The sequence below is a fragment of the Chryseobacterium sp. SG20098 genome, assembly GCF_031844745.1.
In the GTDB taxonomy this organism is placed as follows: Bacteria; Bacteroidota; Bacteroidia; order Flavobacteriales; family Weeksellaceae; genus Chryseobacterium; species Chryseobacterium cucumeris.
This window is the reverse complement of the sequence record NZ_CP134622.1, coordinates 2,995,526-3,010,698: the sequence shown is the minus strand read 5'-3', so window position 1 is coordinate 3,010,698 and position 15,173 is coordinate 2,995,526. Positions and strand designations below refer to the sequence as shown.

General features: G+C 37.5%; 15 protein-coding genes and 1 riboswitch. Of the genes, 12 read left to right on the top strand and 3 right to left on the bottom strand.

Annotation, left to right across the window (positions count from 1 at the left end; translation table 11 throughout):
- Positions 1-80 precede the first annotated feature (80 nt).
- From RHP76_RS13760 to RHP76_RS13705, 12 genes are all read left to right on the top strand, one after another.
- Positions 81-794 carry a Crp/Fnr family transcriptional regulator gene (locus RHP76_RS13760; protein ID WP_034692595.1) on the top strand — a complete coding sequence of 238 codons (714 nt, stop codon included), beginning with the start codon at positions 81-83 and terminating at the stop codon, positions 792-794.
- Positions 795-854: 60 nt separating this feature from the next.
- Complete coding sequence (panB, locus tag RHP76_RS13755) at positions 855-1,670, top strand: 3-methyl-2-oxobutanoate hydroxymethyltransferase (RefSeq protein ID WP_110009902.1); 816 nt, start codon at positions 855-857, stop codon at positions 1,668-1,670.
- A gap of 3 nt (positions 1,671-1,673) precedes the next feature.
- Positions 1,674-1,988: a hypothetical protein gene (locus RHP76_RS13750; protein WP_047377337.1), complete on the top strand. Its 315-nt coding sequence runs from the start codon at positions 1,674-1,676 to the stop codon at positions 1,986-1,988.
- Between the two features lie 11 nt (positions 1,989-1,999).
- Positions 2,000-2,677 carry an RluA family pseudouridine synthase gene (locus RHP76_RS13745; RefSeq protein WP_311228409.1) on the top strand — a complete coding sequence of 226 codons (678 nt, stop codon included), beginning with the start codon at positions 2,000-2,002 and terminating at the stop codon, positions 2,675-2,677.
- A 116-nt stretch (positions 2,678-2,793) separates the two neighbouring features.
- Positions 2,794-2,889: riboswitch (TPP riboswitch) on the top strand.
- 57 nt (positions 2,890-2,946) lie between these two features.
- Positions 2,947-3,153, top strand: a complete 207-nt coding sequence (gene thiS, locus RHP76_RS13740) for a sulfur carrier protein ThiS (RefSeq protein ID WP_120233245.1) — start codon at positions 2,947-2,949, stop codon at positions 3,151-3,153.
- A gap of 25 nt (positions 3,154-3,178) precedes the next feature.
- Complete coding sequence (gene thiC, locus RHP76_RS13735; RefSeq protein WP_311228408.1) at positions 3,179-4,990, top strand: phosphomethylpyrimidine synthase ThiC; 1,812 nt, start codon at positions 3,179-3,181, stop codon at positions 4,988-4,990.
- A complete protein-coding gene (locus RHP76_RS13730) occupies positions 4,987-5,574 on the top strand; it encodes a thiamine phosphate synthase (RefSeq protein WP_311228407.1) in 588 nt (195 codons plus the stop codon). The genes thiC and RHP76_RS13730 overlap by 4 nt, the downstream gene beginning before the upstream one ends.
- Positions 5,550-6,287 (top strand): hydroxymethylpyrimidine/phosphomethylpyrimidine kinase, encoded by a 738-nt coding sequence (locus RHP76_RS13725; protein WP_311228406.1) that lies wholly within the window; start codon positions 5,550-5,552, stop codon positions 6,285-6,287. The genes RHP76_RS13730 and RHP76_RS13725 overlap by 25 nt, the downstream gene beginning before the upstream one ends.
- Before the next feature lie 5 nt (positions 6,288-6,292).
- Complete coding sequence (locus tag RHP76_RS13720) at positions 6,293-6,907, top strand: thiamine phosphate synthase (protein ID WP_062676002.1); 615 nt, start codon at positions 6,293-6,295, stop codon at positions 6,905-6,907.
- Entirely contained in the window at positions 6,904-7,680 is a 777-nt protein-coding gene (locus RHP76_RS13715) for a thiazole synthase (protein ID WP_120233241.1), read from the top strand. The genes RHP76_RS13720 and RHP76_RS13715 overlap by 4 nt, the downstream gene beginning before the upstream one ends.
- Before the next feature lie 9 nt (positions 7,681-7,689).
- Positions 7,690-8,808 carry a 2-iminoacetate synthase ThiH gene (thiH, locus tag RHP76_RS13710; protein ID WP_311228405.1) on the top strand — a complete coding sequence of 373 codons (1,119 nt, stop codon included), beginning with the start codon at positions 7,690-7,692 and terminating at the stop codon, positions 8,806-8,808.
- Between the two features lie 141 nt (positions 8,809-8,949).
- A complete protein-coding gene (locus tag RHP76_RS13705) occupies positions 8,950-9,660 on the top strand; it encodes a HesA/MoeB/ThiF family protein (RefSeq protein WP_311228404.1) in 711 nt (236 codons plus the stop codon).
- Positions 9,661-9,771: 111 nt separating this feature from the next.
- Here RHP76_RS13705 and RHP76_RS13700 read toward each other — a convergent pair whose 3' ends face one another.
- From RHP76_RS13700 to RHP76_RS13690, 3 genes are all read right to left on the bottom strand, one after another.
- Positions 9,772-12,000, bottom strand: coding sequence for a TonB-dependent receptor domain-containing protein (locus tag RHP76_RS13700; RefSeq protein WP_311228403.1), 2,229 nt, complete (start codon positions 11,998-12,000; stop codon positions 9,772-9,774).
- A 68-nt stretch (positions 12,001-12,068) separates the two neighbouring features.
- Positions 12,069-12,908, bottom strand: coding sequence for a DUF5694 domain-containing protein (locus tag RHP76_RS13695; RefSeq protein WP_277693551.1), 840 nt, complete (start codon positions 12,906-12,908; stop codon positions 12,069-12,071).
- Positions 12,909-12,937: 29 nt separating this feature from the next.
- Positions 12,938-15,061 carry a TonB-dependent receptor domain-containing protein gene (locus tag RHP76_RS13690; protein ID WP_311228402.1) on the bottom strand — a complete coding sequence of 708 codons (2,124 nt, stop codon included), beginning with the start codon at positions 15,059-15,061 and terminating at the stop codon, positions 12,938-12,940.
- Between the last annotated feature and the right edge of the window lie 112 nt (positions 15,062-15,173).

The following is a 15,173-nucleotide window of genomic DNA, read 5'->3' as shown; positions in this document are numbered from 1 at the left end:
ATATTGAACTACAAAATTATAACAAATTTTTTTGTTTATCGTGTTAAAAAGTTCTATTTTTGTGATAAATATCATATAAAATGCCGCAGGAACAACAGATAGCAATTGAAGAGAGGTTCGCCAGAGTTTTTAATGATAAATCATTTAAAGAAAGACTTTCTAGCGCAGATTTTGAAAAATACATTAATGGCAAAAAGAAACTGAGTTTTCAGAAACATGATACTATTTTCGAGGATGGCGAAACTCCAAAAGGAGTGTTTGTCCTGGAAAAAGGTGCTGCCAAACTTTCGAAATCAGGAGCGTTCGGTAAAGATCAGATTTTAAGATTTATCAAAGAAGGAGATATCATCGGCTATCGTTCTTTGCTTTGCGGGGAAAATTTCCAGGCCAAAGCAGAAGCAATGACAGATATTGAATGTGTGTTTTTACCTGCAGATATTTTCATGTATCTTTTGGAGGTAGACCCACAATTGTCTTTTGTAATGCTTCAGAAAATCTCATACGAACTAGGAGAATCTTCCAATACCATTACTTTCCTTGCACAAAAAACGGTAAGAGAAAGACTGGCAGAAATTCTTTTGCTGCTGGAACAGAAACTGGGAGTAGATCCTGAAGGCTTTATCAAGATCTCATTAACGAGAGAAGAGATAGCTAATATCATCGGTACTGCTACTGAAAGTGCCATCCGCCTGATCTCGGAATTCAAACAGGATAGCCTGATTGAAGTGGACGGAAGAAATATCAAGATCTTAAATCACGACAAACTCATGAAACTCGGTCACGTAGTTTTATAATCATACAAAAACTTAAGTCGGCTCAAGGCCGACTTTTTAACTTTTAAAAATAGATAAATTATGTCTGTTCACTCTGAAATTAAAAAAGTTACAACTGAAACCTTGCGTAAAATGAAATTCGACAAGGAGAAAATAACAATGCTTACAGCCTATGATTTTACCACGGCGAAGATGGTAGACGCAGGTGGAGTAGATGCTATTTTGATTGGAGACTCTGCAGCGAATGTAATGGCTGGTTTCGAAACTACATTACCCATTACGCTGGATCAAATGATTTATCATGCTCAAAGTGTGGTAAGAGGAACCGACAGAGCTTTGGTGGTAGCGGATTTACCTTTTGGAACTTATCAGAGTAATCCTGAAAAAGCACTGGAGTCTGCGGTAAGAATGATGAAGGAAGGAGGGGCGCATGCTGTAAAAATTGAAGGTGGAAAAGAAATTTCCAAGTCTATCAAAAAAATCATCAATGCCGGAATTCCGGTAATGGGACATTTGGGTTTAACACCACAGTCTATCTATAAATTCGGAACGTATAAAGTAAGAGCTAAGGAAGAAGCTGAAGCTGAAAAATTAATTGCTGATGCACAGCTTTTGGAAGAACTAGGATGTTTCTCTATCGTATTGGAAAAAATTCCTGCTGATTTAGCCAAGAAAGTAACTGAAAGTATTTCTATTCCTACCATCGGAATCGGTGCTGGCGCAGATTGTGACGGACAGGTTTTGGTGTATCATGATATGGTGGGAATGAACAAAGGTTTCAGCCCGAAATTCTTAAGAAGATACCTTGACCTTTACACAGAAATTACAGGAGCCGTTTCTCAATATGTGAAAGATGTGAAAAATGTAGAATTTCCAAACGAAAACGAAAGTTATTAATCCATGCAGAACCAACAATCTATTCAGGGAATATTATCTATTGCAGCTTTGATTTGTCTGGCCGTGGGATGGTTTAATTTATTTTCCCCGGAAATTAATCATTTGCTTTCAAGAAAAGTATTTTATGTTCTGATTGGAGCAAGCTTTTTTATTCAGGCTCCATTGCTTACCAATAAGAATTTTGTCTATGCCATGTATGCTGCTGCTGCCATCTGTGTATTCGGAGCGTTTATTCCGGAAGGCTCAAAACTTTCAGCTGTTAAAACGGTAGGCCTTCTGGCAGGGATTATCCTGTCTTTATCCAACAGAAGAAGATAGACGGAACAAGTATGAAGGAGCAGATTATATATGAAGACAACCATCTTCTGGTGATTAATAAAAAGGTGGGGCAGCTTGTACAAGGCGATAAGACCGGCGATGAATCACTATTAGAATCCACCAAGAACTTTATAAAAATAAGAGATGCTAAGCCGGGAAATGTTTTTCTCGGCTTGGTTCATCGTATAGACCGCCCAACTTCAGGACTGGTGATCTATGCAAAAACTTCCAAAGCACTTTCCCGTTTGACACAGATGGTGAAAAACCGTGAAGTGAAAAAAACATATTGGGCAGTTGTAGGAAAAGAAATGATCCCGCAAAGCCAGAGACTGGTGCATTATTTAAAGAAAAATGAAAAAAATAATAAGGCTATTGTCTTTCCGAAAGCTACTGAAGGGGCGAAAGAAGCTATTCTTACCTATCATGTGATCAAAACACTGGATAATTATCTCCTTCTTGAAATTGATCTTGAAACCGGAAGGCATCATCAGATCAGAGCACAGCTGTCCAAGACCGGAGTTCCGATTAAGGGTGATCTGAAATACGGAGCACCACGTTCCAATCCTGATGGAGGAATCAATCTTCACGCCAGAAAGCTGGAGTTTATTCATCCTGTTACCAAAGAAAATATTGAAATAACAGCTCCCGTGCCGCAGAATGATGCGATCTGGAGAGCTTGTGAGGAATAACTAAAGATTTTTAGTTAATTAAAGGCAAACATAAAAGTCCGTCTCAATTTTGAGATGGACTTTTTCTTTATTATCATTTCAGATTTTGCGCATTCTAAAAAAATGTCTAACTTCGTTCCCAACTTTAGGGGTGTCTGTTACCAACAGACTGAGACTTACCCTTTGAACCTGATCTGGATCATACCAGCGTAGGGAAAAGTAGATGACTTTTGCTGTACATTCTATTGTACAATAATGGCCATTCCTAAAGTATATTTAATTTATTAGGAATGGAACTTATAATCAACCACACCCGAAAAACATTTGATGTACTTCCTGCAAACCTGGAAGCATTACTGGCTATTGAGTTACCCGGAAAGAAAAAAGGTATTGCTGTAGCGCTCAACAACCGAATTATTCCGCTGTCAGTCTGGGCGGAAACCATTCTCAAAAACAACGATTCAGTTTTAATCATTACTGCCACTCAGGGCGGTTAATTCTCATATTTAATACCAAAAACTTATGGCTCACTCCATTACATGTTCGCCATTTCCGAACTCAAAGAAAATCTATATTGAAGGTACATTACATCCTATCAATGTAGCAATGCGTGAAATACAGCTTAGCCCAACCAAATTGACCAATGGCGGCTTTGAACATAATGCTCCGGTAACGATTTATGACACTTCAGGTCCTTATACCGATGAAAATGCGGTTATTGATATTCAGAAAGGGCTTCCAAGAATCAGAGAACAATGGATTCTGGATAGAAATGATGTCAATATCCTGGACGGAATTACATCTGAATATGGAAAAGCCCGTTTGGCGGATCCACGTCTTGACGAACTGAGGTTTTCTTATGATCATAAACCCAAAGTGGCAAAGGATGGCAAAGAACTGACCCAGCTTTACTATGCCAAACAGGGAATCATTACTCCGGAAATGGAATATGTGGCGATCCGGGAAAATCAAAGAATAGAACAGCTGGAATCAGTGTCTAAAGAAATGGCTTTTCAACATCCGGGACACAGTTTTGGAGCCAATACTCCAAAAAGCAAGATCACTCCGGAATTTGTAAGGGACGAAATTGCTGCGGGAAGAGCGATCATTCCCAATAATATCAACCACCCGGAAAGTGAACCGATGATTATCGGAAGAAATTTCCTGGTAAAGATCAATGCCAATATCGGAAACAGTGCTGTTTCATCCAGTATTGAAGAAGAAGTAGAAAAAGCAGTATGGGCCTGCCGATGGGGAGCTGATACCATTATGGATCTTTCTACCGGGAAAAATATTCACGAAACAAGAGAGTGGATTATCAGAAACAGTCCGGTTCCTATTGGTACTGTTCCGATCTATCAGGCATTGGAAAAAGTAAAAGGTGTTCCTGAAGATCTGACATGGGAAATTTTCAGAGATACCCTTATTGAACAGGCAGAACAGGGAGTTTCGTACTTCACTATTCATGCAGGTGTTTTGTTGAGATATATCCATTTAACAGCAAAAAGAGTCACCGGAATTGTATCCAGAGGAGGATCTATTATGGCAAAATGGTGTTTATTCCATCATAAAGAAAGTTTCCTATACACTCATTTTGAGGAGATTTGTGAGATCATGAAGAAGTATGACGTAGCTTTCTCTTTAGGAGATGGTCTTCGTCCCGGATCTATTGCAGATGCTAATGATGCCGCTCAGTTTGCAGAACTGGAAACTTTAGGTGAACTGACAAAAATTGCATGGAAACACAATGTACAGGTAATGATTGAAGGCCCTGGCCACGTTCCGATGCACATGATCAAAGAAAATATGGAAAAGCAATTGGAAGAATGCCATGAAGCTCCGTTTTATACCTTAGGCCCATTGACCACTGATATTGCACCGGGCTATGATCACATCACTTCAGGAATCGGTGCAGCCATGATCGGATGGTTTGGATGTGCGATGCTTTGCTATGTAACTCCGAAGGAACATTTAGGGCTTCCGAATAAAGACGATGTAAAAGTTGGAGTAATAACCTATAAGCTGGCGGCTCATGCTGCAGATTTGGCTAAAGGTCATCCGGGAGCACAGTACAGGGACAATGCATTGAGTAAAGCCAGATTTGAATTCAGATGGGAAGATCAGTTCAATCTTTCATTAGATCCAGAGACAGCAAGAGCTTATCATGATGAAACACTGCCCGCAGAAGGAGCAAAAATTGCCCATTTCTGTTCCATGTGCGGACCGAAATTCTGTTCCATGAAAATTACACAGGAAATTCGTGAATCAGCAGAACAAGGAATGCTTGATAAATCACAGGAGTTCATCGAAAAAGGGAAAGAAATTTATATATGATCCTGGTCATTACTCCTGAATTGATTGTCCCAAACGAGACAGATTTCATTAATCAGATGTTTCAGGAAGGTCTTGATCTGCTTCACATTCGTAAACCATGGATCAGCCGGAATGAAATGATTGAATTTATCACTCAGATTGATGAATCTTTTTATACACAGCTGGTTTTGCATACGTATTATGACCTTGGGAAAGAATTTACTATTTCAAGGTTTCATTTCAGAGAGATTGATCGGCAGGAAGAAATGTATAAGTCTTTTGCGAAAGAAAATACCATTTCAACTTCTGTACATGATATTAAAACCTACAATACTTTGGAAAAAGAATGGGAATATGCTTTCATAAGCCCGTTCTTTCCAAGTATCTCCAAAAAAGGATATGGATTGAATTCTACCATTAAAGAAGAAATAAAACATCGGAACAATCCGGATGTAAAATTGATTGCTCTTGGAGGAATTCATCAGAATAATATTTATGAAGTTTTCGATTCAGATGCTGATGGAGCAGCTTTATTAGGTGCAATCTGGGAAAGTGAAGAACCTTTAAAAGTATTCAAAAAATGCAGGAACGTCCTTATGTCATAAGTATTGCAGGCTTCGATCCCAGTGGCGGAGCAGGCTTATTATCAGATAGTAAAACTTTTGAGCAATCAAAGGTGATGGGACTTGGAGTATGTACCGCATTAACCTTGCAAACTGCTTCGAAATGCCTGAATTTAGAATGGCGGCCTATAGATGAAGTAACTGAAGCGATTCAGGTGCTGATGGAAAGTTATCCGGTTTCAGCAGTTAAAATCGGGATCGTGAAGGATGCCGAATTTCTGGGTAAGATTGTAAAAACAGTTCAAAAAGGAAATCCTGAAGTGAAAATAGTTTGGGATCCCGTTTTGAAAAGTACTTCTGAATTTACATTTTTTAACCTTGAAACACTTCCTCAATTAAAAAGTACGGTTAATAAGCTTAGTTTAATAACTCCTAATTATAACGAATACCACATTTTAAGAGGAGATAATCTTTTGCCGGATACAAATCAATGCTCATTACTGATCAAAGGAGGACACCGGAAAGATCATTTGGGAACGGATATTTTAGTTGAAAACGAAAAAGAAACTTTTTTACTCCCGTCCGAAGACAATACAATCTATTTTCCTAAACATGGTTCCGGCTGTGTTTTATCTTCAGCCATTACAGCAGAACTGGCGAAAGGCGAAAATATGGAGAAGGCATGCCGAAACGGAAAACGATACATCGAAAAATTTTTAAAAAGCAATCCCTCTTTATTGGGAGCGCATTCATAGAAAACATGGAAAAATTACAATACATATCACAAGGAAATACCCTGCAGGAACAGGAACTTTGTATTCGGAAAGCCTTAGACAACGGGATCAAATGGGTACAGGTTCGATGGAAAAATGCTCCTGAAAACGAATTAATCAATCTTTGTGAAATTTCAAAACAACTTTGTTCAGAATATCAGGCGGTTTGTATTATCAATGACCATGTACAAATAGCCAAAGAAATAGATGCAGATGGTGTTCATTTAGGATTGAACGACAGTGCCATTGAAGAAGCAAGACTGATCTTAGACGAAAATAAAATAATTGGAGGAACGGCTAATACCCTTTCAGATGTCATTCAGAGAATCAAAGAATCTTGTGATTATATAGGTTTAGGACCATTGAGATTTACTACAACCAAAGAAAAACTAAGCCCTGTTCTGGGGTTTGAAGGCTACCAGGCTATCATTGATGGATTAAGAGAAAAATCAATAGACGTTCCCAAAATATTTGCCATCGGAAGTGTTACTCTCGAAGATATTTTACCGTTACAGGAAATCGGGATTTATGGTGTTGCTGTATCCGGACTTATTACCAGGCAGCCGACTATTATTAACGAACTAAAAAAAGTAATGATATGAACAATCAGAAATTAGAAATAGCAGGAAGAACTTTTGAATCAAGACTGTTTTTAGGAACAGGAAAATTCGGAAGTATGAGAGATATGGTGCAGTCTGTTATCGCATCAGAAACCAATATGGTGACAATGGCGCTTAAAAGAATTGATGCTCAATCCAGTGAAGACGATTTGCTTGATTCATTAAAAGAAACCAACGTTCACCTTCTGCCTAATACTTCCGGAGCAAGAACCGCCAAAGAAGCTGTATTGGCAGCTCAATTAGCCAGAGAAGCACTGGAAACCAACTGGGTAAAACTGGAAATTCATCCGGATCCAAAATATTTACTTCCCGATCCAATAGAAACTCTATATGCCACGGAAGAATTGGCTAAATTAGGATTTATTGTCATGCCTTATATCCATGCCGATCCTGTTTTATGCAAACGTCTTGAAGATGCCGGAACAGCTGTAGTAATGCCGTTGGGGGCACCCATTGGAACCAATAAAGGATTGAGAACTCAGGACTTTCTGGAAATAATCATCAGTCAGAGTAATGTTCCTGTAGTGGTAGATGCCGGAATCGGGGCACCATCAGATGCTGCAAAAGCAATGGAAATGGGAGCAGATGCCGTTTTGGTGAATACTGCCATTGCTGTAGCCAGAAATCCGTTGAATATGGCTGTTGCTTTTAAAGAAGGTGTGATTGCAGGAAGAAGAGCCTTTGAATCTGGATTGGGAGCTATTGCCAACCATGCTGAAGCTTCAAGTCCGCTTACTTCATTTTTATTTGAATAAATCAAACTTATGAAAAGCTTTAAAGATGTTTTTGAAAACTATCAGTGGGATGAGGTGAAGAATAAGCTTGAAAAAGTAAGTCTGGCAGATGTAAGATACAGTCTTCAGAAAAAAAATAAAACTCTGGACGATTTCCTGAATCTCCTTTCACCAGCTGCCTCTCAGGAACTGGAACTTATGGCAGGAATGACGCAGATGCTTACCCAAAAACGATTTGGAAAAACCATTCAGCTGTATGCACCGCTGTATCTCAGTAATGAATGTCAGAATATCTGCACCTATTGCGGATTCAGTCTTGATAATCATCTGAAAAGAAAAACCCTCTCCGATACGGAACTGATGATTGAAGCATCTGTTCTGAAATCAATGGGAGTGAATCATGTGCTGCTGGTGAGTGGTGAAGCCAATAAAATAGTAGGAGTTCCTTACTTTCAGAATGCTGTCCGTAAGTTAAAGCCTCATTTTTCCAACATTTCCATTGAAGTTCAGCCCTTATTGGAAGAAGAATATAAGTTGCTTCATGAGGAAGGAGTACATTCCGTTTTGGTGTATCAGGAAACCTATCATCAGGATGTTTACAGAGAATATCACCCAAAGGGTAAAAAATCTAACTTCCATTTCCGTCTGGAAACTCCCGACAGGGTAGGAAGAGCAGGAATTCATAAAATTGGACTAGGAGTTCTTCTTGGACTTGAAGATTGGAGAGTTGACAGTTTTTTTAACGCATTACACATTGATTATCTTCAGAAACAATACTGGAAAAGTAAATTTTCTGTTTCCTTTCCAAGACTCAGACCGGCAGAAGGGATTATTGAACCTAATTTCATAATGGAGGACAAAGATCTTCTTCAATTGATCTGTGCGTATAGAATCTGGAATGAAGACCTTGAAATCTCCATTTCTACCAGGGAAAGTGAAGTGTTTAGGAATAATATTGTTTCTCTGGGAGCAACCGCTATGAGTGCAGGTTCAAAAACAAACCCCGGAGGATATGCGGTGGATAAAGAATCTCTGGAACAGTTTGAAACCAGTGACGAGCGAAGTATGGATGAAATTAAAATCATGCTTAAAAAAGCAGGTTATGATCCTGTGATGAAAGATTGGGATTCCGTATATAACGGATTTTGAAATTTTAAAGCCATTAAGGATTTTGAAGGAGTGAAGTTGAATTAATAAAAATCGGAGATTTTTTAGATAGTATCTTTTTAAAGCGAAGCTTAACTTTCCTAAAATAACTAAAGAAACTTAATGGCTCAATTATCATAAAGTATGAAAAAAGAAGATCATTTTTCACGGTACAGCCGGCAGATATTTATTGAAGAAATAGGATTGGAAGGACAAAAGAAAATAAGTTCATCCAAAGTTCTTGTCATTGGGGCAGGAGGTTTGGGAAGTCCTGTTATTCAATATCTGGCTGCTGCAGGAGTAGGAACTTTAGGTGTTGCAGATTTTGATGAGGTTGAACTTCATAATCTGAACCGGCAGATTATCCATACCGAAAACAGAGTAGGATTATCCAAAGTGAAAAGTGCTGAAACCTTTGTTGGAGAACTCAATCACCAGATTACATTCATCGGTATTGAAGAAAAAATCAATGAAAATAATGCAGAGGTAATTCTGTCTCAATATGATGTTATTGTTGACGGCTCAGATAACTTTTCAACAAGATATCTGGTAAATGATACCTGCGTGAAACTGAAAAAGGTTTTGGTTTATGGAAGTATTTTAGGGTTTTCAGGGCAGGTTGCTGTATTTAATCATAATGGAAGTAAAAATTTACGGGATATTTTCCCTGAACCGCCTTTCGATGAGGATGTGCCCGATTGTGACAGTCTTGGTGTATTAGGAGCTCTTCCCGGAATGATAGGCAGCATGATGGCTCTTCAGGCATTAAAAATTATCATAGATCTTCCGGTGAGTGTGAATCAAATGACATTGGTAGATACGATGAAGTGGAGATTTCAGACGATAGATTTCTGAAGTAAATGTAAACACTAATATCACTGATATTTTACCAAATAACACCATTTTAATATCAATAGAAAGAGGCAGTAAAATGATTACTGCCTCTTTTATTTATCTTAGAAAGGATTATTGTGCCTGCTGCATTACGCCACCGTTATCCTCTTTTTTAGTCTGGTTAAGGATATTCGGATCCTCTTTTGCCAGTTTATTTCTTGTCGGAATTTTGTAGTTGATAGAAAATCCGAAATTTCTTGTATCATATTTACTGCTGATCATTACAGGAGTTCCTGATGGAGGATTAGAACGTACCTGCATCATCTGTCCGTTGAAAATATCATTTGCAAAAACAGAAAGTGTCAGACGGTTGTTCATAAACTTTTTCGTCAGCGTAATATCAAGCGAGTTGTTGAACGGTTTTTCTGCCGTAAAGTAGAAATATCCTGCTTTGGGTGTCAGATAGCTGTAATTAGCTGTCATTTTGATGTCCTTAGGCAAAAGAATCTGCGTCATGATATTGAAAATCCAGAACCCTTTATTATTCAGATTGTCAATTTCATGTTTCTGATAACCGGCATATAAGTACATGAAGTTAATTTTATCAGGGTTGAAATCAAACTTCATAATCTCACTCATAGGCTTACTGAAAATCATGAAAGGAATCGGCAATCCCACGTTGAAGTTGTGAATTTTCATATTTGAAATATTCACCTGCTCGTTGTAGAGTTTTCTTCCGTCTTTTCGGATGATCTGTGCCACCTGATTGCTTGCCGAACTTACACTATATCCGATAAATGCATAATCAAAAGCTGAAATTTTCAATTCATAATTATCAAAAATAGTAGGTTGTAGATTCGGGTTACCGTTTACTTCTGTACTGGGTCCTGAGAACGTCACGTTGTTCGGGTTAAGGGCAGAAATACTCGGCAGACTGATTTTTCTGTTGTAATTCGCGGCAATATAAACCTGATTCATCATGTTATACTGCACGCTTGCATTAGGGAAAAATTTAAACTTATTGAAAGGAATTAAATTAGCCTCTACCAGTTTTGCATCTTTATCAAAATATCTTGTTACTCCGGAAATATCATAGTTCTCAGCACGGAAACCTAATGTGAAATCAAATTTTTTCAATTTAGCCTGAAACTCTAAGTAGGTAGAAGCTGTCTGTCTTTGATATTCCAGATTGGTCAGACCAAAACTTTTCGTATCATAATCCTGTCTTTCATATAACCCACCAAAACTTACCTTTCCGCCATCAAGAAGTTTGATTGGCTGTGCATAATCTACTTTCAGGTTCGCGATATTCATCACAGATTTATTGTTCAGAATATCTTTTAATCCGTTGGTAGGGCTATCAAGAGGTTCATTGGGATAATTTACAAATGTTCCATCCTGAAAATAATTATCCTGAGAAAACTTGCTGTCTGATTTTGTATACCCAAACTGGAAATCAAGTTTTTGAGATTTGTCAGCAAAACGTTTCTGATACGTTACCACGGCTTCCTGTCTCAAGGTATTGGTATGGGCAACATCCGAAGAAGTGTAAAAAGCTTCTCTTAAATCCTTCGGGTTTCTCTTGAACGGTAGATCTCCATGTCCGTCACTTAAAGTATAGTTATCATTATTGTTGTGATAAATATCGTAGTTCAATAATAATCTGTCCTGTCCTAAATCAAAAGTCAATCCGGATTTTGCAAAATATCCGCGTGCATATCGATCGGTATGGCTGTTCAAAAGTTCATCCTGCTTACCATTCAGCATACTTTCACGGTAATTCTGCCCAACATTCAGCTGCCACCCGAAATATTTATTTCTGGCGTTTAAGTTAACAGAGTTTGTGGTTCTGCTTCTGAATTTATCATAATTCGTGAAAGAATAATTTCCAGAATAGGTAGCAGTTAAATATTTATTAGCGTTTTTGTTGGTGATGATATTCATAATTGCACCTCCGGAAGTGGCTGGAAACTCAGCACCAGGCTGAGTGATCACTTCAATCCTTTCTACAGAATTGGCAGGCATTCCTTCCAGGAAGGAGTTCAGTTCATTGGACGTAATGTTCAACGGTCTTCCGTTAAGATATACTTCCAGCATTTTTCCCTGATACATCATCCCTGCGATGTCTGTAGATACAAGCCCGGGAAGTTTTTTAATTCCTTCCAGAACGTTTCCGTTATTGAGCTGAGGTTGTTCAGAAAAATCAAAAATAGTACGGTCCGCCTTTTGTTCAACGGCTTTTTTAGTTTTGGTGATCACTACACCTTCAATTTGTTTCTCTTTAGGAGTGCTATTGGTCTTTTCCTGAGAGAAAACCAGCATAGAACTTACCAGAGATAAAGCGAATATAGTTTTTTTCATAATGTTTTTACTACTATTCGGTTAGACGATGAAAAATAAATTTTGTTACAGCCAGCACAGTAATTTATTTATTTTAATGAAGAAAATTCAATAAAATCATATTCTGCAGAAGAAGTAAAAAGTTGTCTTAATACAGCCGCATGACCATTTCCTGCAATAACAAGAATTCTGTCTTCATTATTATGAGGAATGTTTTGAATATTGCGGAACATTCTCAGATTCCTGCTGTACCAATAGAGAGCAAGCATATCTGCACCATCATATTCTCTCAGTTTAAAATCTCCGCTCAGATAAGCCCCATATCCATATTGATGGCTTTCTTTGGAATTCATATAAATAAAAGTGTCTAAGAGCGATTTGAAATTTTTAGGTTCAGAACTCTTGAAAAACCTGTTAAATTGTTGAGAAATTGCATCATTACTTCTAAAATCATACTCTTTGCTGAGGGTATTAAAAAATGAAGAATCGCTTTTTCCAAACTTCTTCTGAAGATCATCCCAAATAGATTCCGCATCAATGCTGAACAGTTCTTTTATTTTAAGGTCCCTGGCGATTCTCATAGCAAGCTGATAACGTTCGTCTCTTTTGTCCCGGTGTTTGCCGTCATTGTATTCCTTAAGCTTTTGGTTAGCATTCCAGCTTGGCCAGGCCTCAATTGCAATTTTTGTTGGCTTAAATCTTTTGATATATTCTACAAGCTCGGTGACTTCATTTGAAGTTTTAGGAGAAAGTACATCTATCTGATCTTCTGTATTGATTTTATTGGCATCAAGATTTGGGTAATCAAAATGAAATGATCCGACAACCAAAACTTTTGTCTTTGGATTTTTAAAATAATCGGAAGGTTTTTTTTGAGCAAACACTGATGTAGACATGAATACAAGAAAAATATAAATAAAAGTTTTCATGATTTTATTTTTTAATTACTATTACATTATTATTGTGCACGGTTTTTCTCTTCGAAATTCACCGTTCTGTTATTTGATTTTACTTTCTGATTTCCAAAATTATAAGTGATGCTGAGTGTCATTCTTCTGGCATCCCAATAGTTGTTGAAGGACTGTGTGTTATCGGTAAAGTACATATCAGCCCTTAATCCGGATTGTCTGAAAATATCACTCACTGAAAGATTGACCTGAAGTGCCTTTTCTGCAAAGCTCATCTTTAATCCTGCATCCAGGCTTGCACTGTTTTTCGCAGAAAAATATCCGTCTCTGGAAGGAAGATTGTTCCAGTAGTTGACAAATAGCATGAATGTTTTTGCTTTATTCAGCTGGAAGGTATTGTTCAAAGAAAAATAAAATGACTGTCCATTTTTAGCAACCAGATTGAATCTTGTAATCTGAGTTTCATTATAGCTGAAGGAAGTAGAGATATTACTTTCCCAGATTTTGAAATAGGTGTTCGTATAATTGAGATTGATTCCGTAAACATTCTGATTATAATAGTTTTCATAGGTGCTGACAAGGTTAATCCCATTCAGAAATGAAATCTGGTCAAAATTATTCGTTGTTCTCTGATAATAAAGATTGGTAGAAAATTTACTTTTAAAAATATAATTGAATTCGATGTTATGATTGAAAGATGGCTGCAGACTTGGATTTCCTGTATAATACGTATTGGGATTAGAATACCATCGGAACGGATCTAAAGCCCGGAAGTAAGGCCGGTTGATTCTTCGTGAATAATTAATACTGAACTGATTGTTTTCATTGGCTTTATAAGAGACATAAGCTGTTGGGAAAAACTTTCCGTAATTATTCTCCGATTTTGATTGCGTAGTAGGAGAGAAGCCGCTGGTTTGTGAATATTCATAACGAAGTCCGGCCTTTACAGACCATTTTTCACCTAGGTCCTTACTGGCACTGATATAAGCTGCATAATTCTTTTCATCATAATCAAAAAGATTACTCTTTGCCGGATCTATGATATAATTCCCATTGGTGAAATTAAAATATTCTATATCTGAATTATTAGAAAACTGGCTGTATTTCGTACCTGTTTCCAATTGAATTTTTTTGAAATTTAAAGTCAAGTCTGCTTGTCCGGAGTATATTTTATAATCTACCGTAGAGCGATTTCTAACGATCTGAGTGGCATTAGTGGCAAGATTTTTTGTTGTAAAATTAACTTCAGTATCGGGCAAATTTCCATAATAATTAGATCCGAAACTAAGTTTATGTTCACCCAGTTTTTGATCAAAATAGAGATTAAGCATTTGGGTAGTAAAAGGAGACCGATGCTTTGAATCTGTCTCTGTTTGCAAAGTAGACGTACCATCTGTAAAGTAACTTTGTGTCGAATTGATATCCATATTGGTATGTCCTTTTGTAATGTCGTATACCAATCCTATATTGGAATTTTTAGAAAGAGAATAGTCGAAATTGGCATTCAGCCCAAGTCCGTCATTCATATCTCTTCTGTCATCCTTGCTGACAGAAGAATTTTGGCCGATAATATTATATTTTTCTACCGATCTTTTATCTCCGTCATATCCCGTCACCTTTACAGAAGCTTTTATCTTCTCGTTTTGATAATTTACTCCTGCCACACTGCTGAAACCGGCATATGTTTTTTGAGTATAATTGGAATTCAGATAGCCGCTCCATCCAAGATTCTGATTCTTTTTGAGGATGATATTAATAATTCCGCTGTTTCCCTGAGCTTCATATTTAGCAGGTGGAGTCGTAATCACTTCTATTTTCAAAATATTTTCAGAACGAATATTTCTCAGATAATTGATGAGTTCTGATCCGGAAAGATTCAGCATCCGGTCATTCACCATTACAGAAACCCCATTCTTTCCGGCAATAGAAAGAAGTCCTTTGTTTTCATCCACCTGCAATAAAGGAGTTCCCGCCAGAACCTCAGTCCCTGAGCTTCCCTGTGAAAGCATTGAGTTCTGAACGTTGTAAACAAGACGATCCACTTTACGTTCTACCAGAACTTTTTTACCATTCACCGTCACTGCTTCAATTTTGTTGACGTTAATAGTGTCTTTTGTTTGTGCTGCTGTTAAAGAACAAATCAAGGTAGCTATAAATAAAAAATCTTTTTTCATGGAATATTAATGACAGATTAAAATAATGGTTGTGTTAAATTTCTCTCACAAAAGTATTGGAAGGGCTTCTGAATGGAAAGAGCATTTAGATGAAGGGCAACATTATGCGTGT

Coding starts and splice junctions, on each gene's coding strand:
- RHP76_RS13745 (WP_311228409.1), top strand. CDS start 2,000: ATGAAGGAGCAGATTATATATGAAGACAACCATCTTCTGGTGATTAAT.
- RHP76_RS13720 (WP_062676002.1), top strand. CDS start 6,293: ATGGAAAAATTACAATACATATCACAAGGAAATACCCTGCAGGAACAG.
- RHP76_RS13715 (WP_120233241.1), top strand. CDS start 6,904: ATGAACAATCAGAAATTAGAAATAGCAGGAAGAACTTTTGAATCAAGA.
- RHP76_RS13690 (WP_311228402.1), bottom strand. CDS start 15,061: ATGAAAAAAGATTTTTTATTTATAGCTACCTTGATTTGTTCTTTAACA.
- RHP76_RS13725 (WP_311228406.1), top strand. CDS start 5,550: ATGCAGGAACGTCCTTATGTCATAAGTATTGCAGGCTTCGATCCCAGT.
- RHP76_RS13730 (WP_311228407.1), top strand. CDS start 4,987: ATGATCCTGGTCATTACTCCTGAATTGATTGTCCCAAACGAGACAGAT.
- thiH (WP_311228405.1), top strand. CDS start 7,690: ATGAAAAGCTTTAAAGATGTTTTTGAAAACTATCAGTGGGATGAGGTG.
- RHP76_RS13760 (WP_034692595.1), top strand. CDS start 81: ATGCCGCAGGAACAACAGATAGCAATTGAAGAGAGGTTCGCCAGAGTT.
- RHP76_RS13705 (WP_311228404.1), top strand. CDS start 8,950: ATGAAAAAAGAAGATCATTTTTCACGGTACAGCCGGCAGATATTTATT.
- thiS (WP_120233245.1), top strand. CDS start 2,947: ATGGAACTTATAATCAACCACACCCGAAAAACATTTGATGTACTTCCT.
- RHP76_RS13695 (WP_277693551.1), bottom strand. CDS start 12,908: ATGAAAACTTTTATTTATATTTTTCTTGTATTCATGTCTACATCAGTG.
- panB (WP_110009902.1), top strand. CDS start 855: ATGTCTGTTCACTCTGAAATTAAAAAAGTTACAACTGAAACCTTGCGT.
- RHP76_RS13750 (WP_047377337.1), top strand. CDS start 1,674: ATGCAGAACCAACAATCTATTCAGGGAATATTATCTATTGCAGCTTTG.
- thiC (WP_311228408.1), top strand. CDS start 3,179: ATGGCTCACTCCATTACATGTTCGCCATTTCCGAACTCAAAGAAAATC.
- RHP76_RS13700 (WP_311228403.1), bottom strand. CDS start 12,000: ATGAAAAAAACTATATTCGCTTTATCTCTGGTAAGTTCTATGCTGGTT.